Origin of the sequence: Algoriphagus sp. (assembly GCF_013373065.1) — a bacterium.
In the GTDB taxonomy this organism is placed as follows: domain Bacteria; phylum Bacteroidota; class Bacteroidia; order Cytophagales; family Cyclobacteriaceae; genus Algoriphagus.
This window is the reverse complement of sequence record NZ_JABXIN010000001.1, coordinates 1-24,689: the sequence shown is the minus strand read 5'-3', so window position 1 is coordinate 24,689 and position 24,689 is coordinate 1. Positions and strand designations below refer to the sequence as shown.

At 41.8% G+C, this 24,689-nt stretch carries 25 protein-coding genes; 14 read left to right on the top strand and 11 right to left on the bottom strand.

The window, feature by feature from the left end:
* Positions 1–2: 2 nt before the first annotated feature.
* The 9 genes from HWE15_RS00125 to HWE15_RS00085 form a co-directional block, all read right to left on the bottom strand.
* Entirely contained in the window at positions 3–200 is a 198-nt protein-coding gene (locus tag HWE15_RS00125) for a helix-turn-helix transcriptional regulator (RefSeq protein ID WP_135073969.1), read from the bottom strand.
* Positions 197–589 (bottom strand): hypothetical protein, encoded by a 393-nt coding sequence (locus HWE15_RS00120; protein WP_290505464.1) that lies wholly within the window; start codon positions 587–589, stop codon positions 197–199. Before HWE15_RS00120 ends, HWE15_RS00125 begins: the two co-directional genes overlap by 4 nt.
* A 134-nt stretch (positions 590–723) precedes the next feature.
* Positions 724–1,578 carry an N-acetylmuramoyl-L-alanine amidase-like domain-containing protein gene (locus tag HWE15_RS00115; RefSeq protein WP_290505463.1) on the bottom strand — a complete coding sequence of 285 codons (855 nt, stop codon included), beginning with the start codon at positions 1,576–1,578 and terminating at the stop codon, positions 724–726.
* A gap of 45 nt (positions 1,579–1,623) precedes the next feature.
* Positions 1,624–2,382: a malonate transporter subunit MadM gene (madM, locus tag HWE15_RS00110; protein ID WP_290505462.1), complete on the bottom strand. Its 759-nt coding sequence runs from the start codon at positions 2,380–2,382 to the stop codon at positions 1,624–1,626.
* Positions 2,375–2,743, bottom strand: a complete 369-nt coding sequence (madL, locus tag HWE15_RS00105; RefSeq protein WP_290505461.1) for a malonate transporter subunit MadL — start codon at positions 2,741–2,743, stop codon at positions 2,375–2,377. Before madL ends, madM begins: the two co-directional genes overlap by 8 nt.
* The gene (locus HWE15_RS00100; protein WP_290505460.1) at positions 2,740–4,221 is read right to left on the bottom strand and encodes an acyl-CoA synthetase; all 1,482 of its coding nucleotides are present in this window, start codon (positions 4,219–4,221) and stop codon (positions 2,740–2,742) included. The genes madL and HWE15_RS00100 overlap by 4 nt, the downstream gene beginning before the upstream one ends.
* 161 nt (positions 4,222–4,382) lie before the next feature.
* Positions 4,383–6,665, bottom strand: coding sequence for a catalase/peroxidase HPI (gene katG, locus HWE15_RS00095; protein ID WP_290505459.1), 2,283 nt, complete (start codon positions 6,663–6,665; stop codon positions 4,383–4,385).
* Positions 6,666–6,934: 269 nt separating this feature from the next.
* Complete coding sequence (locus HWE15_RS00090; RefSeq protein WP_290505458.1) at positions 6,935–8,563, bottom strand: Gfo/Idh/MocA family oxidoreductase; 1,629 nt, start codon at positions 8,561–8,563, stop codon at positions 6,935–6,937.
* Between the two features lie 13 nt (positions 8,564–8,576).
* Complete coding sequence (locus HWE15_RS00085; protein ID WP_290505457.1) at positions 8,577–9,065, bottom strand: DoxX family membrane protein; 489 nt, start codon at positions 9,063–9,065, stop codon at positions 8,577–8,579.
* 228 nt (positions 9,066–9,293) lie between these two features.
* Between HWE15_RS00085 and HWE15_RS00080 the strand changes: the two genes are divergently transcribed.
* From HWE15_RS00080 to HWE15_RS00035, 10 genes are all read left to right on the top strand, one after another.
* Complete coding sequence (locus HWE15_RS00080; protein ID WP_290505456.1) at positions 9,294–9,884, top strand: sterol desaturase family protein; 591 nt, start codon at positions 9,294–9,296, stop codon at positions 9,882–9,884.
* A 32-nt stretch (positions 9,885–9,916) separates the two neighbouring features.
* Positions 9,917–10,873 (top strand): DUF6695 family protein, encoded by a 957-nt coding sequence (locus tag HWE15_RS00075; RefSeq protein WP_290505455.1) that lies wholly within the window; start codon positions 9,917–9,919, stop codon positions 10,871–10,873.
* Between the two features lie 170 nt (positions 10,874–11,043).
* Positions 11,044–11,301 (top strand): HPr-rel-A system PqqD family peptide chaperone, encoded by a 258-nt coding sequence (locus HWE15_RS00070; RefSeq protein WP_290505454.1) that lies wholly within the window; start codon positions 11,044–11,046, stop codon positions 11,299–11,301.
* Positions 11,288–12,334, top strand: coding sequence for an ATP-grasp domain-containing protein (locus HWE15_RS00065; protein WP_290505453.1), 1,047 nt, complete (start codon positions 11,288–11,290; stop codon positions 12,332–12,334). Before HWE15_RS00070 ends, HWE15_RS00065 begins: the two co-directional genes overlap by 14 nt.
* 12 nt (positions 12,335–12,346) lie before the next feature.
* Complete coding sequence (locus tag HWE15_RS00060; protein ID WP_290505452.1) at positions 12,347–13,705, top strand: alanine racemase; 1,359 nt, start codon at positions 12,347–12,349, stop codon at positions 13,703–13,705.
* Positions 13,706–13,722: 17 nt separating this feature from the next.
* Positions 13,723–15,909 carry an urea transporter gene (locus HWE15_RS00055; RefSeq protein WP_290505451.1) on the top strand — a complete coding sequence of 729 codons (2,187 nt, stop codon included), beginning with the start codon at positions 13,723–13,725 and terminating at the stop codon, positions 15,907–15,909.
* Positions 15,894–17,237, top strand: a complete 1,344-nt coding sequence (locus tag HWE15_RS00050) for a hypothetical protein (RefSeq protein ID WP_290505450.1) — start codon at positions 15,894–15,896, stop codon at positions 17,235–17,237. Before HWE15_RS00055 ends, HWE15_RS00050 begins: the two co-directional genes overlap by 16 nt.
* Positions 17,225–17,878, top strand: a complete 654-nt coding sequence (locus HWE15_RS00045; protein ID WP_290505449.1) for a tetratricopeptide repeat protein — start codon at positions 17,225–17,227, stop codon at positions 17,876–17,878. Before HWE15_RS00050 ends, HWE15_RS00045 begins: the two co-directional genes overlap by 13 nt.
* A gap of 329 nt (positions 17,879–18,207) precedes the next feature.
* Positions 18,208–18,420, top strand: coding sequence for a hypothetical protein (locus HWE15_RS00040; RefSeq protein WP_290505448.1), 213 nt, complete (start codon positions 18,208–18,210; stop codon positions 18,418–18,420).
* A 56-nt stretch (positions 18,421–18,476) separates the two neighbouring features.
* A complete protein-coding gene (locus HWE15_RS00035; protein ID WP_290505447.1) occupies positions 18,477–19,295 on the top strand; it encodes a ZIP family metal transporter in 819 nt (272 codons plus the stop codon).
* A gap of 7 nt (positions 19,296–19,302) precedes the next feature.
* On the opposite strand, the gene HWE15_RS00030 is transcribed toward HWE15_RS00035, so the two are convergent.
* The gene (locus HWE15_RS00030) at positions 19,303–20,010 is read right to left on the bottom strand and encodes a LytTR family DNA-binding domain-containing protein (protein WP_290505446.1); all 708 of its coding nucleotides are present in this window, start codon (positions 20,008–20,010) and stop codon (positions 19,303–19,305) included.
* A gap of 149 nt (positions 20,011–20,159) precedes the next feature.
* Between HWE15_RS00030 and HWE15_RS00025 the strand changes: the two genes are divergently transcribed.
* On the top strand, positions 20,160–20,477 hold the full coding sequence (locus tag HWE15_RS00025) for a MotA/TolQ/ExbB proton channel family protein (protein WP_290505445.1): 318 nt from the start codon (positions 20,160–20,162) through the stop codon (positions 20,475–20,477).
* 228 nt (positions 20,478–20,705) lie between these two features.
* The gene (locus HWE15_RS00020; protein ID WP_290505444.1) at positions 20,706–22,274 is read left to right on the top strand and encodes an L-serine ammonia-lyase, iron-sulfur-dependent, subunit alpha; all 1,569 of its coding nucleotides are present in this window, start codon (positions 20,706–20,708) and stop codon (positions 22,272–22,274) included.
* 53 nt (positions 22,275–22,327) lie between these two features.
* Here HWE15_RS00020 and HWE15_RS00015 read toward each other — a convergent pair whose 3' ends face one another.
* Entirely contained in the window at positions 22,328–22,807 is a 480-nt protein-coding gene (locus tag HWE15_RS00015) for a hypothetical protein (RefSeq protein WP_290505443.1), read from the bottom strand.
* A 348-nt stretch (positions 22,808–23,155) separates the two neighbouring features.
* On the opposite strand from HWE15_RS00015, the gene HWE15_RS00010 reads away from it, so the two are divergent.
* Both HWE15_RS00010 and HWE15_RS00005 read left to right on the top strand, forming a co-directional pair.
* Positions 23,156–23,731: a Crp/Fnr family transcriptional regulator gene (locus HWE15_RS00010; protein WP_290505442.1), complete on the top strand. Its 576-nt coding sequence runs from the start codon at positions 23,156–23,158 to the stop codon at positions 23,729–23,731.
* A 94-nt stretch (positions 23,732–23,825) separates the two neighbouring features.
* On the top strand, positions 23,826–24,689 hold an 864-nt coding region (locus HWE15_RS00005), incomplete at its 3' end, for an MFS transporter (RefSeq protein WP_290505441.1).

Sequence of the window (24,689 nt, the reverse complement as noted above, 5' to 3'; positions counted from 1 at the left end):
AATTATTTTTCTTCAAACTGGAAAATGGACTCGATCGGCAATCCGAAGAGTTTTGCCATTTTGAAGGCAGTGGGCAAACTTGGATCAAATTTTTGCTTTTCAATCGCATTGATCGTCTGTCGGGATACTCCAATGAATTCCGCTAATTCCTCTTGGGTCATCCCTTTTTGTTCTCGGAGGTCTCGGATCTTGTTTTTCATTTGAAGCGACGCGTGTTAATTAGTACTGCAGTGAGGTAACAGATACCCGTAAACATCACCAAATAGCCAATTTCCGCATCAAAAGGGATTAAATCTTTTTGGTCTAAAAGAGAAAAGGTCAAGCCTACCACTACCGTAAGACCAAGGGTGATTCCCATCGCTTCCAGATGAATTTTTCGCTCCAATTCATCGAAGTGATTAAATAAATCCCGATTTGCGAGAATCATTAGAATCCCATTTGCCAAGTTTACTATGATTGCAAATGGAGTCAAGAATGAGTGATTATCCCAAATAAATTCCGGTCCTAATGTCGCTATTGCCATAGTCGCTACCCAAGTCCATGTCCAGACTGCTAGCTTTCTAATTCGTTTTGTTCGTTCCAATTTCATGGTTTCCATAGTTCGTTATGTAAAGTTCACTTTACAAATGTAAATAAGATTTTACATATGTCAAGTTTTATTTACATTTTGTTTCAAATGATTTTGAAATTGAGATTGAATCTCATTTCAAATGGGATTGAAAATTAATTGGTGCTGGGAGGATTTAGGCGGGCAACCATAATTCCGGATTGACTGCGATTTCCAGCCAAGTAATCATGCAAAGGCTTTTCGGAAATTTCCACTTCTTGGTTTGCCGAGCTCGCATGCATGAGGTGAATTCTCCCGTTTTGTTCCACGGCAAATCCTACATGAACCATATCGAGATTGGAAATGGATGTCGTAATGGCAATGAGATCGCCAGGTTGGATTTGACTTTCACTTGCAGCGATTTTGTCTTTTGGAATGAAAAAGTATTTCCGAAGACGGATGGAGGCTTCGATATTTTGAAGCTGCTCTACATTTTCCCGATTGCTGAGTTGGGGATAGAATTGTGGGTTTTCAGTCATAAAAGTCGGATGATTTTCGTACGGGATTCCTCCGGTTTGCTTGGTAATATCTTTTAAAATTCCCTTTTCTTCATTGACAGCAATCCAGTCTGAGAAGTAGTGGAGGCGGGATGGATAGCCTTCATTTTTACCGTTCCGATAGCGGAGATTTTCCAGTTCTTCTTCGAAAGTAACAAAATCATTTCTCCCTTCTTTTGCCATCCGAGCTAAGGTTACCACCGTTTCGAGGTAGGTCGTGCAATCCACTCCCTGCAAGTCAATCACCAATTGCTCCGGACCAGGGATTTCTAGGGTCTTTTCTACATAGGGTGTTCCTTGAAAATGCTTTCCAATTTCAACAACAAGTTCATTGATCGTGAGCTGTTGAGAATCTAAATCTTTCAAAAAGTCGAGGGCTTTTTCTAATCTATCTCTACTTTCTGGTGTGCACACTGTTTGGGAGTGAACAATAAGTGGAAAGAATAGAATGGCAAGGATTACAAATCGCTTCATTTCGAAATCTAGTAAAAACTTCTAAGATTGAATTTTCGGTTAGGGTTAAAAAAATAAGTTCAGGATCAAATAGAAAAGAGAAGGACAAAGCAAGCAACCTACTCCCGTATAAAAGGTCGCGGTTACTGCTCCATAAGGAACGAGGGCCGGATCAGTTGCAGCTAATCCTGCCGCTACTCCACTGGATGTCCCCATCATACCTCCGAAGGCCATAGCTGATTCAGGACCATTCAGCCCGATCTTCTTGGCAGCAAGTGGAGTAAAGATCGTTACTGCGATGGTTTTGACTACTCCCGTTGCAATACTTAGGGCAATAACTTCAGAAGAAGCTCCCACAGCAGCGCCAGTTATGGGGCCAACAATATAGGTACAAGCTCCTGCGCCGATGGTGCAGAGACTGGCTGCATCCCGAAAACCCCAAGCATAGGCAAGTAAAACACCTAGAATAAAGAACAACACAATTCCTATCAAGAGAGAAATCAAACCCAACCAGCCAGCCTTTCGAATTAATTCCAAATTAGCTCCCAAGGCGGTGGCTACGATGGTGAAATCCCGAAACATGGCTCCCCCAAGCAATCCAACTCCCGCAAATAATGATAGACTGGCAAGGCCCTTTTCCCCGTCCGACCAGAGCCCACCTAAATAGCCCAAGAGCAATCCTAGAAAAATTGCGATGGCTGAACCTGGAATTTTAGAACGGAAAATGGTTTTAGAAAGAATTTCTCCCAAAAGGAAAATAACACCAACACATAAAAAACCGAAGATTAGCCCGTTCTTTTCGATCAATCTCACCAAGTTATCCATGATGTCGGGGATTGAATTTTTTCATAATCCATGGAAAAGCCAGGAAACCTGCCAAAACCGGGATAATACCTGCAAACAAAGCTAGACTTCCGGATGAAACAGCTGATTTCACGTTGAGACTGGCCGCCATGGCAATGACTACAGGGATATACATTTTACTCCAAAAAGCGATTCCTCCTGTCAATTCAGGAGTCATCTGTTTTTTCTGAACCAGCCATTCTTTACCGAGCATCAAAATAATCATAGCAAAACCAACCCCTCCTACATTGGCTTGGATTCCCAGCCAATCGCCCAAAAGTTCGCCCATCCACTGGCCGAGAAGAAAAGAAATTGCCAAAAGGGCTACGCCGTAAATGGTCATGAGTTAAATCGTTTTTTGAGTTCGTTTTTAGTCACTTTTCCTAATGCGTTGCGAGGTAATTCGTCCAGGAAGAGAAATTCTTTGGGAATTTTGTAGGAAGGTAATTGAGCCCGAAGCCAGTTCTTTAATTCGGAAATGTCAACATTTGGATCGGCAACCAAAGCAGCCACTACTTTTTCTCCCCATTCCTCATCAGGGATTCCTACTACGCCGCAATCCTTAACAGCTTCATGGGCTCGGATTTTTTCTTCTATTTCCAAGGCTGAAATTTTGTATCCGCCGGATTTGATAATGTCCACCGAATCCCTTCCCAAAATCCGATAATAGCCTTCTTCTACGATAGCAATGTCTCCTGTTTTAAACCATCCATCAGGTGTAAAAGCTTTGGCAGTAGCTTCCGGCTTACCCCAATATTCAGAGAAAACAGTTTCGCCCTTAACCTGAATTTCTCCTGCGGTGCCAGCTGGCACTTCCTTTCCATTTTCATCACAAAGCCTCACCGAAACACCTGGAAGAGGCTGTCCGATATGGCCAGGTCTTCGCTCTCCGTCATAGGGGTTGCTAATTGCCATGCCTATTTCAGTCATTCCATAACGCTCCAATAAAGTGTGTCCGGAAATACTTTTCCATTTTTCCATCACCGATACCGGCAGTGCAGCAGAGCCGGAGACCATAAACCTGAATTTTTTCAGCGCATTTTGGATCTCTTCCTGCTTGGAACTTGGGAGGGTTTCATAGAAAGCAATCAACTTGAAATAAATCGTGGGAACAGCCATAAAGACATTTACCTCTCCTTGGCAAAAGATTTCAAAGACTTTGGCGGGATCAAATTGTGGTAAAAACTCGACTGTTGCACCGGACCATAAAGCACAGGAATTGACATTGATAATTCCGTGAACATGGTGCAAAGGGAGAATAGATAAGATGTGGTCTTTCTCTGACCAATTCCAAGCTTCTACCAAGCTTTTGATTTGGGCGGAGATGGTTTGGTGCGTACTTAAAACTCCCTTAGGCAAACTAGTGGTGCCACTCGTATACAAAATCATCGCTCCCCGATTTGGATTAATATCCGGTAATGCCCCTGTTGGATAATTCTGAAGGTCCCTCGTTGATAGGTATGTTAGAGTTTGACTTTTTTGGTAGGGGGAGAGAGTCTCTTCAAATTCTGGTGCAACGATCAAAAAGCTGGCTTGGGTATCTTCAATGACATATTGCAAAGAAGGAAAAGGGTAGGAAGTACAAAGCGGCACTGCTATTCCACCTGCTCTCCAAATTCCCCACTGAACCGCTAAATAATCATAAGAGGGGTTGACAATAAAAGCGACTCTTTGTTGGTTTAAATCCTTTTGCTCACCTAAAAGAGACTGGGCTATTGCCGCACTTCGCTCGAGTAAATCTTGATAGTTGAATTTATTTCCCCTGTCAACAACAGCTGTCCGGGAAGGAAATTGAAAGGCTCTTTCAATCAATGGGATCATAAGGGTGATTGCTTGAATATTCTCTAATTTATGCCTTTGGGCTTAATATATAGAGCCTTTTCGAAATTTTTTGATAGCTGGAAATGGGAATAGAATCATGTAAAATAGAAAAGGGTCGGCTCAAACTGAACCGACCCTTTTGGGTAATCTTTGAAAAGAAATTATTTCTGAAAGGTCAAATCAAAACGGTCTAGATTCATGACTTTAGTCCAGGCATTTACGAAGTCATGGACAAATTTTTCTTCATTATCAAATTGACCATATACCTCTGCCAAAGCTCTTAATTCGGAGTTTGAACCGAAGATCAAGTCTGCTCGAGTGGCAGTGTATTTCACTTCGCCCGTTTTTCTATCCTGACCTTCAAAGATCTCTTTGGAGTCGTCGATGGCCTTCCACTCAGTACTCATGTCCAACAAATTCACAAAGAAATCATTAGTCAATTGGTCCTGCTTATCTGTGAAAATTCCATGCTTGGAACCATCATAATTTGCATGAAGGGATCGCATTCCCCCCACCAAAACAGTCATTTCTGGAGCTGTCAATCGTAAGAGTTGTGCCTTGTCCACCAACAATTCTTCGGTAGAAAGGGTGTACTGAGTTTTCAGGTAGTTTCGGAATCCATCAGCCATAGGCTCCAATAAACCGAATGATTCTACATCGGTTTGTTCTTGCAAAGCATCCATTCGGCCAGGAGTAAATGGAACCTTCACGTCAGTGTGTCCTGCATTATGAGCTGCTTTTTCTACCGCTGCCGTTCCAGCAAGCACGATCAAATCAGCCATGGAAACTTTCTTGTTTCCAGTTTGGGCACTGTTGAACTTATTTTGGATTCCTTCCAATACAGCAAGAACCTTATTCAATTGTGCTGGATTATTTACTTCCCAATTTCGCTGGGGTTCAAGCATGATTCTCGCACCATTAGCTCCACCTCTGCGGTCAGAGTGTCTGTAGGTCGAAGCAGAAGCCCAAGCCGTTGTAACCAATTCAGATATGCTTAAACCGGAGTTTAGAATTTCTGATTTCAGGTTTTCAATATCCTGAGCATTGACTACTTCATGGTTCAAAGCAGGAATTGGATCTTGCCAGATCAAGTCTTCGGTTGGAGCTTCAGGGCCCAGGTAGGTAGTTTTTGGTCCCATGTCTCGGTGAGTCAACTTGAACCAAGCCTTCGCGAAAGCCTTATTGAATTCTTCTGGATTCTCATAGAATCTGCGGGATATTTTTTCATATACCGGATCAAATCGCATGGATAGATCCGTTGTCAACATGGTAGGCTTGTGCTTTTTGGTAGAGTCAAAAGCATCCGGATACAATACTTCAGGATCTTTGGCTACCCACTGATGTGCACCCGCTGGGCTTTTGGTCAATTCCCATTCGTTTTCGAACAAGCTTTTGAAGAAACCTTGGCTCCACTCAGTTGGGGTAAGTGTCCAAATTACTTCCAAACCAGAAGTGATGGCGTCAGCTCCTTTTCCGGACTTGTAAGAACTTTTCCATCCCAAGCCTTGCTCTTCTATAGGAGCAGCTTCTGGCTCAGGGCCGACATGGTCAGCAGGGCCAGCACCATGAGTTTTTCCCAAAGTGTGACCACCAGCAATCAAAGCGACGGTTTCCTCATCATTCATCCCCATTCTTCCAAAAGTTTCTCGGATATCATGAGCTGCTAGTACAGGATCAGGGTTTCCATTTGGGCCTTCTGGATTTACGTAGATCAGACCCATTTGAACTGCTGCCAATGGATTTTCTAATTTTCTACCTTCAGAATAGCGCTTGGAATCATCCAACCACTTTCCCTCAGCTCCCCAATAAACGTCCAATTCTGGTTCGTATACATCTTCACGACCACCTGCAAATCCATAGGTCTCAAATCCCATGGATTCCAAAGCCACATTTCCGGTCAAGACCATCAAATCGGCCCAGGAGATTTTATCTCCGTATTTTTGTTTGATAGGCCAAAGTAATCGACGTGCCTTGTCTAGGTTAGCATTGTCAGGCCAAGAGTTCAATGGAGCAAAACGTTGCTGTCCTGATCTTGACCCGCCACGTCCATCACCAGAACGGTAGGTCCCAGCACTGTGCCAAGCCATTCGGATGAACAAACCTCCATAATGTCCAAAATCGGCTGGCCACCAATCCTGGGAATCTGTCATTAAGGCTCTTAAATCACTTTTCAATGCTTCATAATCCAAGCTGTTGAACTCCTTGATGTAATCAAAGTCAGGGTCCATTGGATTAGATAGCTCGGAGTTTTGTCGGAGAATCGAAAGATTCAACTGGTTTGGCCACCAGTCCGTATTGCTTGTAGCACGCATGGCGGTACTACTTTTTTTCTGTGTGGCACCTGAATAGGCATCCACTTCAGTTCCCCCTTGATGCTTTTCTTGAGCATTTGCTGTAAGGAATGAACCCAAAATCAACGCTAGTGCAAGGATTTGTTTATACATGGTTTTTGAATTTGATTTCTATTCGAAATTAGATCCTATTAAATCTGTAAAAAAATAGATTGTTTCTATGAGGTTTTTGAATTCAAGTGTAAAATGATTTAATTATTTGAATATCAATAAATTAATTTAAATAAATTAAAAATCAGATTTGGATTTGCTGATAAAAATCAGTTGAATTATTGCGTTGAAAAAACCTTGACATTAGAAGATAACTAAAAAAAGAGACTCGCTGGTATGGCGAGTCTCTTTAGGTTGGAGTGATTTTGACTTTAAGTAGTGTAGTCGACAGTATTATCCAATAAAATGGCATCTAAATCTTCTCCCGGAAGCGCGATTACCTGTTCGTTTTCGGCATCCCATTCGATTCTTCTTCCAATTTTATAAGAAAGTCCTGCCATATGTGCGGTGATGGCTTCTTCAAAGCCTTCATTAATGCCGCAACTTGGATTACCACCATTTCGGATACAGCTGAGCCATTCACGCAAGTGGAGGAAGGTTGAATCAACCCGCTTTCCATCCCGATAGGTCCATAGAAGTCCTTTATTGGCAAAGTACTTCGCGGTTGCGGAAGTCACGGCGTCCACGCCATCTGCACTTGGGTCATACTGGTAAATTGGTACTGATGGATCAATTCGACCTTCCTGAATCATATCCTTGTATTGGCTAGATCGAGGATCTGCGTAGATGGTCAGAATATTTCCTAGCTCCATAGAAGCATCATGTCCCATAAGAACGGTACCTCGGTCAAATTGATTTCCAAGTGTCGCACTATAAACCAAGGACATTCCTTTTTCTTTTCCAGGTTCTTGACTGGAGCCAGTACTGAAATCAGGGAAATCCATATTGACTTGCATGACATCCGGTACATTACGGCCATCTCGGTGGGTGTAAATTCCTCCGGAAGCAGTCACATATTTCGGAATACCCATATTCAACACACAGTTGATTCGATCGTAATCATGAGTCAAAAGGTCTCCGGATAAACCCGAACCATAAGCCCACCATTTTCTCCAGCGGAAGAAATGCTCTTTATTAAAGGGTTCATAAGGGGCATTGCCTAAGAATGCATTCCAATCAATAGTCTCTGGAGAAGCATCCGGATGGATTTCATATTGCCAGGCGCCATTATCATCGTTTCGATTGGTATTGGTAACGACCAAAGAAACATGTCCCAACGTATTTTTGGCAATAGCATCTTGGGCAGTTAAGAAGCTAAGTGTTTGTCGGTGTTGGTGCCCCACAGCTAAAACAGCACCTGGATTATTGCGAACTGCTTCCCGAAGCGTGTAGGTTTCGGAAATCGTGTGGGTCATGGGTTTTTCTACATACACATGTACTCCGGCCTCAATAGCTGCCTTCGCCATAGGAGCATGCCAATGATCGGGAGTTGCAATAACTACCGCGTCTACATCGCCGCTATGAATCAAATCCAGATAGGTATCATAGCGTTTGACAGGGTTGTCTGGTGTATTGAAAGAGTTTAGTGCTTTTTCAGCTCTATAATCAAAAATATCACAGATTCCGGTCAGCTTGATGTTTAGGTTCTCCTGAGCCTGAAAATCGGCCAGTCGATTATCATTCGGGTTTTCCTGACTGGATTTTGCCATGGCCTCTAGCCACTCTTTCGTTGCGAAGCCTAAGGCACGCATAAGTTGTTCTCCTCGAATACCAAACCCGATCAATCCCACCCGCACGGGTGCTCCTTCCATGGATCCTGATGGAGGTGGAGGACTTGCCTTTATATTTAATCTTTCAAGTAGTAATTCTTTTTCTAGTTTGGATTTTTTGGTAGTGTCCAATCCAGCCGCCCAAACTGTTCCTAGGATAGGAAGGCCTGCCAGACTTTTTAACCAATCTCTTCTCGAAAATCCGCTAAATAATTTTTTATCTGTTGACATGAGCTTGCTGGGTTTAATGGGGTTGGGTTTGGAGTTCTTTTTTATGGAATATTCTTTCCAGACCAAAGGCCAAGGAGGTTGGGAACTGGTAAACCACCAGAAGCGCAGCAGCTTCAATCAGGTTTTTATTCACGATCCAATAACTTCCTTCAGTGATTCCTTGCGGATGTCCCGGGAATGGGGGATGCGCAAGGTAATACAGCAACAAAAGGCCAATTCCCAAGATACTTGCCAGTTTGGTTCGGAATCCCAAAACCAAGGCAGCGCCCACAATAATAAGTGTGGCGATGTTTAGGGTGTCCACTATGGAAATCATGGAATCACTTGCTAACCAATGGAAAAAGGACTCCATGTACGTGGCACTAAGTAAATAGCCCTTGGCAGTCCAAGAAGGGGTATAAAGCTTGATGACACCTTCGTAAAGAAAATGCCATCCTACAAATAGCCTCAGTAAAACCAATGCTGTGGTTTGGGCTGAAGATAAAGGGTGAGGTTGCGACATAACTTCTGGGGTTAAGATTTGAATGTCCGATAATAGGACATATCCTTTTAAAAAATCATGAGGAAAATCAGTAAATGAGCTGAGGTTTATCGGAATGTTAAAATGGGAGGAATTGTTGCCGATTATTTGGTTAATTTATTTTTTGATAAATTTTATTTTACTCGATAGTATTTTTTTGAAACTAGTTTTAAATTTCATTAACAGTGATATCTAGTTTGATGAGTCATCATGAGGACACCTAATCAAGGCAAACGATTGTTTAAAAATCCAGTTCTGGAATGGCTTTCCAGATCCAGTGCGCCTTTGGTTATTTCCTCACTTTTTATAGTTGCTCTTGCGGTTTTTTGCCTAGGGATTTTTCAAATGAGGATCTCATTCTGGAAGCTAGCTTTTCTGTTTTTGGTAGGACTAGTGCTATTTTCTTTAGCGGAATATTTGATCCACCGCTTTGTATTTCATGACGGGGATTATAAGGCTGGGAAAAGTTGGAAAACCAAAATTCATGCAATCCATCATGATATTCCCACAGACCCGGAACGACTGACCTTACCGCTTCCAGTCGCGCTATTCGCCTCGTTTTTGGTGTTTTTCATTTTTAAAATCATTTTAGGAAATCTAGCCTTTGGGGTTTTTCCTGGTTTTATTTCAGGATATGCTTTTTACCTTTTGGTCCATTTTTTAATTCATACTCGTAAGCCACCGCAAAATCACTTGAAAATCCTTTGGAGAAACCATCATATCCATCACCATTTGAAAGAAGACAAAGCCTATGGTGTTACCACTCCTTTCTGGGATTGGGTATTTGGTACGCTTCCTTAAGGTTTTGATGAACAACCCTAGCACCTGAATTTATGTCTTCTCAAACTGGAATCGCAATTGCCATAGCCTGGCCGGAATTTGTAGGGAAGCAGACCGGAACTTGGTATGATAAGCCCATGACCTTTCTTGGATTTAATAAGGAATTCCATTATCGGGTAGGGCATGCCTCTTTGGTCCTAATCCAAAAAGAGGAGGGAGTTTGTAGGTATTTTGATTGCGGACGTTACCATGCGCCTTACCAATATGGGCGAATCCGTGATGAATCTACGGACGCTCCCTTACAAATTCAGACTCGCGCACTCTGGGACGGGAAAGCTTTGAAAAATTTCAAGGAAATTCTCCAGGAAATTCAATCGAACCCTTGGACATTCGGCATGGGGCCTTTGACGGCTTCTTATTGTGAGGTGAATTATGAGTCTGCTTTTGAAAAAGTGAAATCCATGCAGGGAATGGGCTCTATTCCCTTTGGACCTTTTACCCTGAATGGTACCAATTGTTGTCGCTTTGTAAGAACTGGTCTTTTGGCAGGAGCTCCAAAGCTTCCTTGGTGGAGAAAAAGTCTATTGAATTACTTTTGGCACCTTAAGCCCATGCCCATTACTAATGTGGACCTTCTCATGAACAAGCACCTGATTCCCTACGACGAGAGTGTTTCATCCGGTAAATATCACAGCACAGGAGCCTATTCTTGGGATACAGTTCATGGTACGCTACCTCAGCCTGCCAAACCTGAATCTATTCCGTTCCAAAGCCAATGGTTAGCCGGTGAGGTGGCTGGTTCCTGGTTCAACTTGCAGGAAGAACCCCATGGATATCGGATCTCTCGATTTTCCCCAGAAGGAGTTTTGGAATGTTCGGGGATTTTTGAAAACAATAGCATTCACTCGTTTTCAATAGACGAACCCTATGAATTCACTCATTTGTCCCATTGCAACCAAGTTACTGTTATGCAAAAAGGACATGCTATTGTGATGCAACGAATTCAATGATTCATTTTTTAAGATAATGTGAATCAAAACTTAAAGAACCCTTTTGGTTTGCTCAAAAAGGTCATGGTTTTTAATCGATGACCAGATCCCTACGTGATTTTTATCATAGTTTATCCAAGCTATATTGGCTTTCTTTCTTAAGATTTTTGGCAAAATAAACCCCAAAAGCCATGCTTAAGCTAAAAAGTAACGTCGCCATCAGCGAGTCTGGTTTTGTCTTCGATGCGGGGACAGGAGATTCTTTTTCTCTGAATTCGACCGGGCTTGAAATCGTTCAATTGATTCAATTAGGAAAAGATCTTCAAGAAATTCTGGAAGAGTTCAGCGAAAAATATGAATTGGATTCCGAGAGTTTCGAACGCTACTTCTATGATTTTGTAGCCACCTTAAAACAGATGAACTTAATCGAAGCAGATGGAGAAGATTAAGGTTACAGTAGCCCTTTCCGGATTGAATAATATAGACAGTCCGGGGCCTGGCGTTCCAGTCATTAGAGGATTGAGGGATTCTGAGTTACTGGATGTCCGAGTGATAGGTCTGGCCTATGAAAACTTGGAGCCGGGAATTTACATGCATGATTTGGTGGACAAAACGTACAAGGTTCCCTATCCTTCAGACGGAGTTGAGCCTTTTTTAGATCGGATTCGATATATCCATTTTCAGGAGCAGATTCAGGTCTTGATCCCCAATTTTGACTCTGAATTATTTACGGTGATGAAGTCCGAACGGGTCCTTCAAGAAATGGGGATTCGGACCTTCCTACCCCCTCTGCAACAGTTTGAGGAACGCCACAAATCCAATTTACCGGAGTATGGTAAAAAATATAATGTGAAGGTCCCGTATAGCGAACCTATTACAAGTTTGCACGATTGGCGTGAAATCGAAAAAAAGTTTGATTATCCTGTGGTGGTAAAAGGAAAGTTTTATGATGCCCACATCGCCTATGATCGGGAGCAGGTAGCTATCTTTTTCAATAAGATCGCGGCAAAATGGGGGCTACCCATTGTCATCCAAGAATTTGTCAAGGGTACTGAGGTTAACGTGGTAGCCATGGGAGATGGTAGAGGAAATACCGTTGGTGCTGTGCCCATGCGGAAAACCTACATTACCGACAAAGGGAAAGCTTGGGGAGGGATCACATTGAAAGATCCAGCAATGCTTGAATTAACACATCAAGTCATTTCCCAAACCAAATGGCGAGGAGGAATGGAGTTGGAATTGATTCGTACTGCCAAGCAGGAATTGTACTTGATCGAAATTAATCCCCGCTTACCAGCTTGGGTGTATTTGGCAGTAGCGGCAGGGCAGAATCTTCCCGAAGTATTGGTCTTGCTAGCCCTAGGGAAGGAAGTGAAGCCTTTTGAGGACTATGAGGTTGGAAAGCTATTTATCCGCTATTCCTATGATATGATTTGTGATTTGAAAGCATTTGAACAGTTTTCTACCCGAGGAGAACTTTAACCTAGAAGCATTATGCGTAAGCTAACTTTTGAACGGCCAATTATCCAGCGAATTAATGCGGGATTGCCGAGTAAATATGGAATGCCAAGACGGTTGGAACCACTCAGCCATATTGATGGGGTTTCTATTCAAACCCTTTTGGAGGAGTTTGGCTCGCCTTTGTTTATTATTTCAGAGCAAACCATTCGAAAAACCTACAAAGAAGCCTATAGGGCTTTCAGTTCCCGCTATCCAAAGGTTCAGTTTTCTTGGTCCTATAAAACCAATTATCTCAATGCAGTTTGCAATATTTTTCATCAGGAAGGCGCTTGGGCTGAGGTGGTATCTGGATTTGAATATCAAAAAGCTTTAAGCAATGGGGTACCCGGTGAACTGATCGTATTTAATGGTCCTGATAAATCCCAGGAGGATTTAAGAATTGCTATCCAAAATCATTCACTTATTCATATTGACCATTTTGATGAACTCTATGAATTGATTCATCTAAGTAAGGAGTTGGACGAACGCCCAAAAGTCGCCATCCGGGTAAATATGGATACGGGTATTTATCCTCAATGGGATCGCTTTGGATTTAACTTTGAAAACGGGGAAGCTTGGGATGCTCTAAATCGAATTATGGCCAGCAAGAGGCTTGACCTTTTAGGATTGCACACCCATATAGGTACTTACATGCTTAGTACAGACGCTTACCGAGTAGCGGCTACTAAATTGGCAAGCTTGGCAGTTAAGTTAGAACGAAAATATGGTCATATCCTGCAATACATTGATCTAGGAGGAGGTTTTGCCTCAAAAAACACCTTAAGAGGAGCCTATTATCCAGGAACGGACACCGCTCCCTCCTTTGATGATTTTGCGGAAGCCATTACCTCAGCTTTGATAAGCTCCGATATCAAACCGGATCATTTGCCACTCTTGCTATTGGAAACAGGAAGGGCTTTGATTGACGAGGCAGGTTACTTGGCAGGGACAGTCCTCGCTACCAAACGACTTTCCGATGGTCGAAGGGCAACTATTATCGATGCCGGAGTCAACCTGATGTTTACCTCTTTTTGGTATGAGCATGATTTGCGCCCTATCGCTCCCGTGTCAGATCAATCGGAGGACACCACTATTTATGGTCCCTTATGTATGAATATTGATGTGATCCGTTCAAATATGATGTTCCCTCTTCTCAAAAAAGGAGATCAGTTTGTGATTCGTCGGGTGGGTGCCTACAATATGACGCAATGGATGCAGTTTATTACGTATCGACCCAATGTGATTTTATTGGACAGGGAAGGGAAACCACATATTATCCGGAAAAAAGAAACCTTGGAAACGCTGAATTCTCAGGAAGAATTACCGGATCATTTGAAAAAATTTGATCTCTAACTTTTATCCCCAATGCTTTGAAACAGCTCATCAAGCGACTCGAATGGTTTGGGGTAGCCGTATCCAATAGCTACGCCCAAGTTTTTTTCTCCGATCACAAGGGGTTTGGAGTCGCTTTGCTTATCGTAACCTTTATAGATCTTTATGTTGGATTATCTGGCTTTCTCGCTGTTTCCACTGCATTGCTAACAGCAAAAGTGCTGGGGTTTGAAGAGAGCTTGATCCGGAAGGGCTTTTATGGCTTCAATGCCTTATTGGTTGGAGTAGGATTGGGGATTTATTTTGAGCCGGGAATTATTTTATTTCTTCTGGTTTTCCTTGCGGGGATTTTAGCAGTTCTGTTATCTGTCGCCTTTGAGGGCGTTTTCGGAAAATATGGACTTCCTTTTCTCAGCCTTCCCTTTGTTTTGATTTTTTGGATGCTTCGGTTAGCAGCAAAGCAATTTGAAGCCTTAGGCCTCAGTGAGCGTGGTGTTTATTTTTTGAATGAATTGTACACCTTGGGAGGGAAAAACCTGATTGTATTCTATGAATGGGTTCAGAACTTGGCAATTCCCGATTCTTTACGGTCCTATTTTCTTTCTTTGGGCGCTATATTTTTTCAACAGACTATCCTAGCGGGGATGGTGGCAGCACTTGGATTATTGGTTTATTCCCGAATTGCTTTCACTCTTTCCTTGATCGGTTTTTACATCGCTTATTTATTTTATGGAGTCCTAGGGATTCCGTTTTCAGAGGTTGCCTTCAGTTACATTGGTTTCAATTACATTTTGACGGCCATCGCAATAGGTGGCTTCTTTATCATTCCCAACCGAAGCAGTTACCTGCAGCTCTCGCTAGTTATTCCATTGGTTGTTTTGATGACGGTTTCATTGCAGCAAATTTTAGATTCTTTCTACCTACCTGTTCATGCTTTTCCATTCAATTTAGCTACTCTTTTGGTTTTGTATGCCTTGAAATTTAGGGTTGATAATCGAGTGGGACTAAGTACCATTTTTTGGCAGCAAAATGCCCCTGAAAAAAACCTCTACACCTTCAGGAACTTTATGAGAAGATTTGGGAAAAATAGCCCAATCCCGATTTATCTTCCTTTTTTCGGTGAATGGGCTGTTACCCAAGGGCATCAGGGAGAATACACCCATAAGGGTGACTGGAAGCATGCCTGGGATTTTGAAATCAAGGATGAAGAAGGGAGAACCTTTAAAAATGAGGGAGATTATCCTTCAGATTATTATTGTTTTGATAAAAATATCCTTGCGCCGGCCAAAGGGGTTGTGGAGAAAGTAGTCAATGATGTGGAGGACAATGTGGTAGGCACCCGAAACCTCGAAGAGAATTGGGGAAATACAGTGATTATTAAACATGGTGAGTTTTTATACTCCAAACTTTCCCATCTCAAAAAAGGATCTATTTCGGTCAAACCGGGCCAAGAGGTGGAAAAGGGACAGGTCATTGGTAAATGTGGAAATTCTGGAAATTCCCCCTATCCCCATCTTCATTTTCAAATTCAAGCCAGTCCCTACATAGGTTCGGCTACTTTGGATTACCCAATTTCAGATGTTTGGATGCGATATGGAGGAAAAGAAGAGTTGCAATCCACTTCTAATCCTCCCAAAGATGCTGTGGTTTCTTCTTTGACACCTAATCCAGAAGTGAAAAAGGCGTTTTCCTTTGTGGTAGGAGAAACCATTCGTTTTGAGACCTTCGATGGAGAGGAAGAATGGGAAGTCAAGCGGGATTATTTCCTCAACAAATATTTGTATTGTGAGAAAACGAAATCAAAAGCCTTTTTTAAGACGGATGAATTGATGCTTCATTTTACCCATTTTGAAGGCAAGCGGAAATCCCTGCTCTATCTATTTTTTCTTTCTGCCTACAAAGTCAGCTTTGGGTTTACTCCCGGATTGAAATTGCGGGATACATTCCCAATTCATCAGATATTTCACCCCAAGCGAATCTTTATCCAGGATTTTATCGCGCCATTTTATGAGTATTTGCGTGCTGATTATGAGTTGGGATATCCACTAGCCCAACGGGGATTCTCCAATTCCCCTATCTCCTTGAAAGGATCAATTCGGAAGTCCAGTTTTGGAAAAACGCTGGAGGTCAGTCAGTTTGAATTTGTGATTGATGCAGGTGGCATTCGTTCATTTGCTTTTGAAAGAGGAAAACAAACCGTCAAAGCCCTATGCAAAAGCGAATAATCCTCTTTTTTTTCGTTCTCCTTACTGGTTTGGGAACCATTCAGGCTCAGGAAAATTGGAATGTTTCCCGAGTTGATTCCGAAACCTATTCCTTGTTCCAAGCTAAGGATTGGGAAGGATTGATTCAAGTGGGCAGAGAGGCATTGAATCGACAGATTGATTTTTACTACCTCCGTGTGAGAGTAGGAATTGCCTTTTTTGAAAAAGGAAATTATCGAGAAGCTGCCCTTCATTTTGAGAAAGCCCGGGAAGTAAATCAAGAGGAGGAATATGTGAAGGAGTACCTTTATTATTCCTATCTCTGGTCTGGAAAAGAGGAAGAGGCGGAACTTTTGGTTTCGGTATTTTCATCCGAACTTAAACGTAAAACACAAACTTATCGAAGAGGTTCTTTGAGAGGCCTGGATTTCGCTTATAATTACACGGGATCTCTTGATCCCCAGATAATTAATGAATTCTCCGGACCAGCTGATGTCGAGGCAATTGGTTATCAATATATTCCTCGATTTCATCATTATGGATTTTTTGGAGTGGGTCTGCAATTGAGTCCTCGATGGACTTTGTATCAAGGGTTAAGTTATCTGCAGGCTACGCAATTCTATTACTCTCAGGAAAACGGACTTTCACTTCAAACCCCGACCAATGGCTCAACGAGTTGGCAATACGTAGCCAGTGCGGGATACTATATTGGAAAAGGGTGGAGCGCATCTTTTGGAGGCCATCTTTTGCAGCTCGCTTATGATGTTCCATTTATTCAATCTGTTGGCAATAGTCCCCAAACACAGGTGGAAACTGATCGGGTTCAGGCTTTTGATTGGTTGGTATTTGGGGCGCTGTCAAAACGATTGAATTACCTTGATTTAGGTGTCAATTTATACATGGGGAAAATCAATTCAGGAAATCAGCTTCAGACAGATTTTCAATTGAGTTTTTTCCCGATGGGGAATTTAAATCTCTACACCTACTCGGTACTAAGCTATCAGAACCAAGGTTTTGACGGAGTTGCATCTACCAATCGAATAATTTTCAATCAGGAAATTGGACTGAAACTCACTCATTTTCTTTGGCTTGAAGGCTATGGCACCTTTGGCGAACTCCAAAACTACATCAGCAAGCAGGGGATTGTTGTTTTCAATCGACTTGATCAAATCGATCAGCGTTGGGGAGGTCGCCTATTGCTTGTTCCTAATCCTTCCTGGAAGTTGACCTTGGACTTTACTAATTTTTCAAATAGCAGTCGGTTCCAAGCTAACCCTGCTATTTCTGATCAAAATTTAAAAACCTATTCTATTCAATCCTTAACTGCAATCCTCTCATGGAAATTTTAGCCGAATTCAATCGATTTTCTCATTCTGTAGCCTCTAGAATAGGGATTCTTTTCCTAGGTACTTTTCTGGTATTCTCCAGCTTTGCTTGGGCCCAAGAAGATTTAGAAAAGGCCTTTCAGGAAAGTTATTCCTTGGAAAATGCAGGTAATTACCAAGGGGCTATCCAATCAATTCAGACTGTTTATAAGTCTGATTCGTACGAGATGAACCTCCGCTTGGGTTGGTTGCATTACCAAGCTTCACAGCTAGAGGAATCTTTGGGATTTTACCGGAAAGCGGTAAGTCTGAAGCCCTATGCCATAGAACCTAAACTGGGTTTGGTGCTGCCACTGTCTGTTCAGGGGAAATGGATGGAAGTAGAAGATGTTTATCTCAAAATACTGCAAATCGATCCCCAAAACACCTTGGTGAATTATCGCCTGGGATTGATATACTACAACCGAGGGAATTATGAAAAGGCAGAACCCTACTTGGAAAAGGTGGTGAATCTCTATCCCTTTGATTATGATGGATTACTGTTGTTGGCTTGGAACAAACTTCAACTTCAGAAAAACAGAGAAGCCACAGTTCTTTTCCAGAAAGTTTTGCTTTTCAATCCCGGAGATGCATCGGCAAAAGAGGGATTAGCCTTGCTAAAATAGCATTGAGGATGAGGTTCCTGGGGAATATTATTATCAACTGAGCCTTTGTCTGGATGAGGTGTATATAAATAGCAAGTCATCTGTTTTATCCTTTCATTTTAAGATTTTCCCACTAAGTTTCTGAGCTAACTAAATCGAATTAAAAAAATGTTTTAGAACTTGAAAAATTTGATTTCAAGTAAGGGTAGACAGTTTTCACTTCCAATCAGCTGGTTTGCTGATATTTGTCAGCCAGTTTCTTAGTTAATCTTTCTAGCTTTCTAAAACTATATGAAATTGATGGAAATCCATCTATAGGAAAAAATTCTAGGACCTTAATTAGTACTGTAATGAGAACGCTTCAAAGTCTACTTCGGGAAATCATGCAATTGACGACTAATATCGAGAATAATTTCCCGGAACTCTATCGCAAATTGGATGAAAATCCCATAACCATTCCTTCTGAATCCCATCCCGAGATCAACCAAAAAGTTTTGGAAGACTATTTGGAAAGCCTCAAAAAAATGCTTCGGGATCAACTTGAAGAAAATGGAATGAATTGAGATTTGATTTCTTTAAAAAGTTTTTTGGTTTCATGTAAGTGACCGACAATGGCATCATGGATATTTCTTGGCTAAAAATTGAGGATCCTATTTTTCTTGCTTTGCTGGCAACCTTATTTACCTGGGGGGTAACGATGGCCGGTGCTGCCTTGGTTTTTTTCTTTAAGGATATCCATCGTCGGGTTATGAATTTGATGTTGGGATTTACAGCAGGGGTCATGATTGCGGCTAGTTTCTGGTCTTTACTAGCACCTGCTATCGATTTAGCTTCCAAAGATGATCCTGATTTTGCTTGGTTTCCGGCTACAATAGGGTTTTTGGCAGGAGGTGTATTTTTGTTGCTTATTGACAAGTTATTACCCCATTTGCATCGAAGGCAGCCGATTGAAAATGCCGAAGGTATACGTACCTCTTGGGAGCGAAGTGTATTGTTGATATTAGCGATCACTTTGCATAATATTCCCGAGGGACTTGCTGTTGGTGTTGCTTTTGGAGCCTATGGAGTCAGCCAAGACCCGCAAATTCTCACGGGAGCGATTCTTTTGACGATCGGGATTGGACTCCAAAATTTCCCAGAGGGTACCGCGGTTTCAGTGCCTTTGCGCAGGGAAGGGTTTTCGAGGCGAAAAGCATTTTTCTATGGTCAGTTGTCTGGAATTGTCGAACCCATCGCAGGAGTCTTAGGAGCCTTAATGGTGATTAGCATGTCTCATTTATTGCCTTATGCGCTTTCCTTTGCGGCAGGGGCAATGATTTTTGTGGTTATCGAAGAACTGATTCCTGAATCCCAACAGGGGAATGAGACAGATTTGTCGACTATTGGAGCGATGATTGGCTTTGCGGTGATGATGATGCTGGATGTGGCTTTGGGCTAATTACTCCCTAGGAAGTTTGATTTTTCAGAAAATACTCTTTGGTAAGCTCTTTATACGACCTGGAAATTGGGATTATGTGATCACCATTGATTTCGATCTCCTGTCCTTTGTAGATCGCATATTCCGGATTAATTAAAAAGGATCGATGCACTCTTAGAAAATCCGGTAAACGATTAGTCCATTCGCTGATTTTAACCCCGTTTTTTAATGATTGCCCATTTTGAAGTTGGACGGAAGTGTATTCACTCAAGCTTTCAATAAACAGAATATCTTCTGGCTTGAGGGAGACTAACTTTCGGTTGCTGTAGAAGCTGATGGTTTCAGGAAAGGATTGGGATTCTTGTTTTTTTCGGAAAAGGAAAAAATACAGTCCGGTAAAAAAGCCCATGATTACCCATAAGAGAACAGGATTAATGATGGATTTCTCGAAATAGTCGGAATTGAAGCCAAGAAAATACCAATACACAAATGCAATGGCCAAGTAAGCTAAATAAAGAGATGAAACACCAACTAAAAATAGACGGGCCAATCGTTTTATTCCTGAGAAATTCCAGGCCCAGGCAATTCCTTTTTGCAAGGTCAAGGTTGGGATCAATAATAGGCATCCTGCTAACCAACTTCCTTGTGAACTGGAAAAGGCATCCTTAACTAGTAGCCCCATTAGAAAAGCGGTCACTAACCAGAAGGTAATTTCGAGTCGGATTTTTTTGGACATGCCTAAAATTAGGGAAATTGATTGGAGAAGCCGTTTTTGCTAAATCCCGAACTTCTCAAATCCTGTTTTTGACTTGTCTAGCAGGGTTTTTTACTTACCTTTTCGAGGCCATTCGAGGTAATTTTGGTCTGTACCAAAACCAAAAAATTATGATTGATTTATTCTTTGCAGGAGGGCCCATTATCATGAGTATTTTGACTCTCCAATTGATTGCAGTAGTGTTTTCAGCCTTCAAGTTTCCAGAATGGACCAAGGAGTTAGGACTATTTGCCTTAGCGACTGGTATTCTCGGGCAGGTAATCGGACTCTATGGGATGTTTGAAGGAATCGAATCCTTTGGAGGCAACGTGAATCAAGCGATGATTGCCGGCGGCTTAAAGTACAGTACCATCTCGACCATCTATGGGATCCTTATCTTTATGGTTTCCCTGGTTATTCGGGTGATTCAGAAGCCACGGTTTATTTGAAATAAAAATTTGGCTGTCTCAATAGTCATTTTTTGTCAGGCTGAGCGACTGCCTGCCGGCAAAGGCAGGAAATCGAAGCCTATTTTTGTTGATTTAACAACGTTTCGACTCCGCTCAACGTGACAGAAGGTATTTATGAGATAGCCTCATTTTTTACCTGAATCCTTCTATTCCTAAATTCCTTACATTTTTTCTTAAATTCAATGGATTGTCTCAACAGCCAATACCATGAATTATCCCAGTATTTTCAACGATGTGGTCGGTCCAGTAATGCGAGGACCCTCCAGTTCCCACTGTGCAGCTTCCCTGAGAATTGCACGGATTTGTCATGATCTGATGGGAGGAAGGATTTCTTCCATTGAAATTGATTTTGATCCGGAGGGTTCATTAGCTACAACTCATAAAGATCAAGGTTCGGATATGGGACTTTTTGGAGGTTTCCTGGGTTGGGAGGCACATGATGAGCGATTGGTAGATTCCGAAATGCATCTAAAGGGAGCCGGAATTTCCTATTCCATTCGAATTATTGAATTGGAAAACAAGCATCCCAATGCCTATCAAATCTCCCTTAAAAATCCTTGGGAGACACATAAAGTAGTGGCCATTTCTACCGGAGGGGGGATGATCGAGGTGGTTGAAATCGATGGGGCCAAGGTTTCCTTGGCAGGAGATCGATTCATGACTTTAGTCTATGCTGATTTTCAGGACCAAGTCATGAATTACCTGAAACAAGCAGGAGATTGGGATAGCCTTGAAGCGCTTAGCGGGACTTCCAAAATGGTTCTTCTGACCGCTCAAAAACCCATAGATTCAATTTTAAAAGAAGAATTAACTCAAATAGAGGGGGTGAATATGATCAAAGAAATTCGCCCAGTCTTGCCTGTTCTTTCTTCCAAAAACACCCAGGTTCCCTTTATTACTGTAGAGGAAATGTTGGCCTATAATGCGGATAAAAATCTTTCATTGTGGGAACTGGCAGTTCGATATGAAAGTCAGCGTGGAAATATATCCGAAGAAGAGGTGCTCGCGAAAATGGAACAGATCCGGGTGATTCTGAAAAATGCAGTCGAGACAGGTTTAAAAGGAACACATTTCGAAGATCGGATTTTGGGTCCTCAATCTGTAAAGTTCAAATCCATGATGGAGGAAAAGCGATTGGTTGATGGAGACGTACTCAATCGGATCATTATGTATGTTTCTGCAATCATGGAAGTTAAAAGCTCCATGGGAGTAATTGTGGCGGCACCTACCGCAGGCTCTTGTGGAGCTATGCCAGGAGCTGTTTTGGGAGTAGCCGATTCGTTAGGACTTTCTGAGGAGGAAACCGTAAAAGCACTCTTGATTGCCGGGTTGATTGGGGTTTTTATTGCCGCCCATTCGACTTTTGCCGCGGAAGTTGGAGGCTGTCAGGCAGAGTGTGGCTCAGGGGCAACAATGGCTGCCGCTGCTTTGGTTTATTTGGGAGGTGGAAACTTGAACCAAAGTTTATCTGCTGCCTCCATGGCCTTACAGAGTTCACTAGGAATGATTTGTGATCCGATTGGCAATCGGGTGGAAGCCCCTTGTTTAAACCGAAATGTGATGGCAGCATCCAATGCGCTTTCCTGTGCGAATATGGCTTTGGCAGATTATGATCATTTAATTCCCTTGGATGAGGTCATCGAAACCATGTATGAGGTTGGAAAAAGTATCCCTAATACACTTAGATGTACGAATTTAGGTGGTCTTTCCATTACCAAGACTGCTAAGGAAATCGAAGGGAAATTAGCTTCGAAGCAGTTTTTTAAGAGTTGTTAGAAAATAATAAAGAGGTCAAAAATGACCTCTTTATTTTGGGAAATAGGTAGTTATTACAATTCTCTGTAGAAAAATAATCGAGTTATAAATATCCCTTGGCCATCTTCGCTTCCTGAATCACTTTCCACTCCGGAAGTGACATAGGTAAGTTTCCAGCCTTGGGCAAGCATGCTGTTGATTTTTGAGGCGATGACAGCATCATTGGATGCAATATTTTGGAAATTAATCCCCGTTGCACTGAAGAAGTTTAGCAATTTGGTTTCTTCCAGTTCATCAACCTTAATATCGGATCGGCTGATTTCTTTTTGATTACTCTTTTTCCCATCTGTTCGCTCGGTTGTAAAAATAGAAGCATCCACTTGGGTTTGACTGTCGATGATTCTAGAACGACCTATACCCATAGGTACGATGGATTCGACTATGGTCACTACTTTAAATTCCCCTTGAGAGGAACTTGGACTTGTTTCTTGAGCTTGAGCGATTAGAGTAATTGCTGAGACTAAAAACAGGGTAAGAAAAATGGATTTTTTCATAGTAGGATTATGTTAAACTTGATGAGTAAAACGAAACAGGCGAGCCTGGGTTTTCTTTGAATATAAAGGCTAGAAAAGACAAGATAAAACAGAAAGAGGAGTGTTTTGGGTTGAAGTTGAGGTAGAAAAACAAAACAGCCCCTAGAATTAAATCTAGGGGCTGTTTTTTTATGCTCCCCCTATTGACAAAAGCTGCAGCTGGGACTAAAAGTTATGGGGATTTTTTATGAGATAAGAAATCTGAAAAAGAGGGTTTGTTCGCTATTGATTTATTTCTATTACTCTTGGTAAATCTTATCATAATTTCACAAGACTTTTTCAGCTCTCAATTTATTATCTTGAATTTGTATGAATTCGCTTAAACCACTCTTTTCCTTTTTTCAAGAACTTCAACCCATTTCTACCCAAGCAAGATCTGATTTAATTGAGCTTTGTACGGTAATAGAATATGATAAAAATGAAGAAATTCAGGCAATTGGGGCTACCTGTAAGACGATTTATTTTATGGTCTCAGGAATAGGGAGGATTTTTTACCTAAAGGGAGGTGTCGAGGTTACGGAGTATTTTGCCTTTCCCAATGATTTAATTGTAAGGGCAGAAAGCTTATTTACCAAGAGTCCTAGTAATAAGGCTATTCAAGCTTTAGAGCAATCGAAGGTAGTTGCTATTCCAGCAGCGGCCTTGTTTGGGCTATTTGATGAACATCATGATTTGGAGCGCCTCTTTCGGCTACTTATACAAAATGCTTTTGTAGAAACGCTAAGGCGTTTGGAGAATATCCAGTTTTTAACAGCTGAGGAAAGATATGAGAAGCTGTTGGAGGAAAAACCTGAATTGATTCATAAGATTCCTTTGAAGCATGTGGCTTCTTTTTTGGGGATCACCCAGGTAAGCTTGAGTCGAATTCGAGGACAGAAAAGATGATTATGAGATTATAAGAGGTAGTCTCATTTTTTTAACAAATGTAAAAGTTTTCGGATTCGAACAATCTCAGTTTTGTATTCAAGTTGGATAAAGGATGAATGCTGAACTCGGATTAAAGAAAAATAGGAAACAATTCGCGCTTCTGGTCTTGATCAACGCATTTGTAGGCGGAATGATCGGTATGGAGCGAAGTATTTTTCCACAATATGCCGAGGTTGAATTTGGAATAGCCTCCAAAACAGCCATTCTTTCATTCATTGTAGCATTTGGAATTACTAAAGCTATTTCAAACTATTATGCAGGTCGGCTGGCAAATATATACGGGCGAAAAAGGCTTCTTGTAGTAGGCTGGCTGATAGTCATTCCAGTGCCTTGGATTTTGATATTTGCTCCTAGTTGGGCTTGGGTCATTGCAGCAAATATTTTATTGGGAATCAGTCAAGGCTTCACCTGGAGCAGTACAGTGGTCATGAAAATTGATTTAGTCGGAGAAAAAGACCGGGGTCTTGCGATGGGTATCAACGAATTTGCGGGGTATCTAGCAGTAGGAATCATTGCTTTTTTGACTGGAGTTGTTGCCAATAGTTATGGGCTTACTCCTTATCCTTTTTACATTGGAGTGGTACTATCTATGATGGGTTTATTATTTACCTGGCTATGGGTAAATGATACCCGACACTTTGTGAAGATGGAAAGTGCGGCATCAAAAGTTCAGCTACTTGATCAAGTTTTTTTACAGACAACATTTCAGCACAAAGTACTGAGCTCAGTGACTCAAGCTGGACTTGTAAATAACCTGAATGATGGGATGATATGGGGATTATTACCAGTCTATTTGATCTCTTTAGGATTTGATTACGAAAAGATTGGGATTTTGGCAGCTATTTATCCTTCTATCTGGGGGATTGGGCAATTATTCACCGGAAAAATGTCAGATCACTATTCCAAAAAGAAAATG

Coding starts and splice junctions, on each gene's coding strand:
- HWE15_RS00125 (WP_135073969.1), bottom strand. CDS start 200: ATGAAAAACAAGATCCGAGACCTCCGAGAACAAAAAGGGATGACCCAA.
- HWE15_RS00120 (WP_290505464.1), bottom strand. CDS start 589: ATGAAATTGGAACGAACAAAACGAATTAGAAAGCTAGCAGTCTGGACA.
- HWE15_RS00115 (WP_290505463.1), bottom strand. CDS start 1,578: ATGAAGCGATTTGTAATCCTTGCCATTCTATTCTTTCCACTTATTGTT.
- madM (WP_290505462.1), bottom strand. CDS start 2,382: ATGGATAACTTGGTGAGATTGATCGAAAAGAACGGGCTAATCTTCGGT.
- madL (WP_290505461.1), bottom strand. CDS start 2,743: ATGACCATTTACGGCGTAGCCCTTTTGGCAATTTCTTTTCTTCTCGGC.
- HWE15_RS00100 (WP_290505460.1), bottom strand. CDS start 4,221: ATGATCCCATTGATTGAAAGAGCCTTTCAATTTCCTTCCCGGACAGCT.
- katG (WP_290505459.1), bottom strand. CDS start 6,665: ATGTATAAACAAATCCTTGCACTAGCGTTGATTTTGGGTTCATTCCTT.
- HWE15_RS00090 (WP_290505458.1), bottom strand. CDS start 8,563: ATGTCAACAGATAAAAAATTATTTAGCGGATTTTCGAGAAGAGATTGG.
- HWE15_RS00085 (WP_290505457.1), bottom strand. CDS start 9,065: ATGTCGCAACCTCACCCTTTATCTTCAGCCCAAACCACAGCATTGGTT.
- HWE15_RS00080 (WP_290505456.1), top strand. CDS start 9,294: ATGAGGACACCTAATCAAGGCAAACGATTGTTTAAAAATCCAGTTCTG.
- HWE15_RS00075 (WP_290505455.1), top strand. CDS start 9,917: ATGTCTTCTCAAACTGGAATCGCAATTGCCATAGCCTGGCCGGAATTT.
- HWE15_RS00070 (WP_290505454.1), top strand. CDS start 11,044: ATGCTTAAGCTAAAAAGTAACGTCGCCATCAGCGAGTCTGGTTTTGTC.
- HWE15_RS00065 (WP_290505453.1), top strand. CDS start 11,288: ATGGAGAAGATTAAGGTTACAGTAGCCCTTTCCGGATTGAATAATATA.
- HWE15_RS00060 (WP_290505452.1), top strand. CDS start 12,347: ATGCGTAAGCTAACTTTTGAACGGCCAATTATCCAGCGAATTAATGCG.
- HWE15_RS00050 (WP_290505450.1), top strand. CDS start 15,894: ATGCAAAAGCGAATAATCCTCTTTTTTTTCGTTCTCCTTACTGGTTTG.
- HWE15_RS00045 (WP_290505449.1), top strand. CDS start 17,225: ATGGAAATTTTAGCCGAATTCAATCGATTTTCTCATTCTGTAGCCTCT.
- HWE15_RS00040 (WP_290505448.1), top strand. CDS start 18,208: ATGAGAACGCTTCAAAGTCTACTTCGGGAAATCATGCAATTGACGACT.
- HWE15_RS00035 (WP_290505447.1), top strand. CDS start 18,477: ATGGATATTTCTTGGCTAAAAATTGAGGATCCTATTTTTCTTGCTTTG.
- HWE15_RS00030 (WP_290505446.1), bottom strand. CDS start 20,010: ATGTCCAAAAAAATCCGACTCGAAATTACCTTCTGGTTAGTGACCGCT.
- HWE15_RS00025 (WP_290505445.1), top strand. CDS start 20,160: ATGATTGATTTATTCTTTGCAGGAGGGCCCATTATCATGAGTATTTTG.
- HWE15_RS00020 (WP_290505444.1), top strand. CDS start 20,706: ATGAATTATCCCAGTATTTTCAACGATGTGGTCGGTCCAGTAATGCGA.
- HWE15_RS00015 (WP_290505443.1), bottom strand. CDS start 22,807: ATGAAAAAATCCATTTTTCTTACCCTGTTTTTAGTCTCAGCAATTACT.
- HWE15_RS00010 (WP_290505442.1), top strand. CDS start 23,156: ATGAATTCGCTTAAACCACTCTTTTCCTTTTTTCAAGAACTTCAACCC.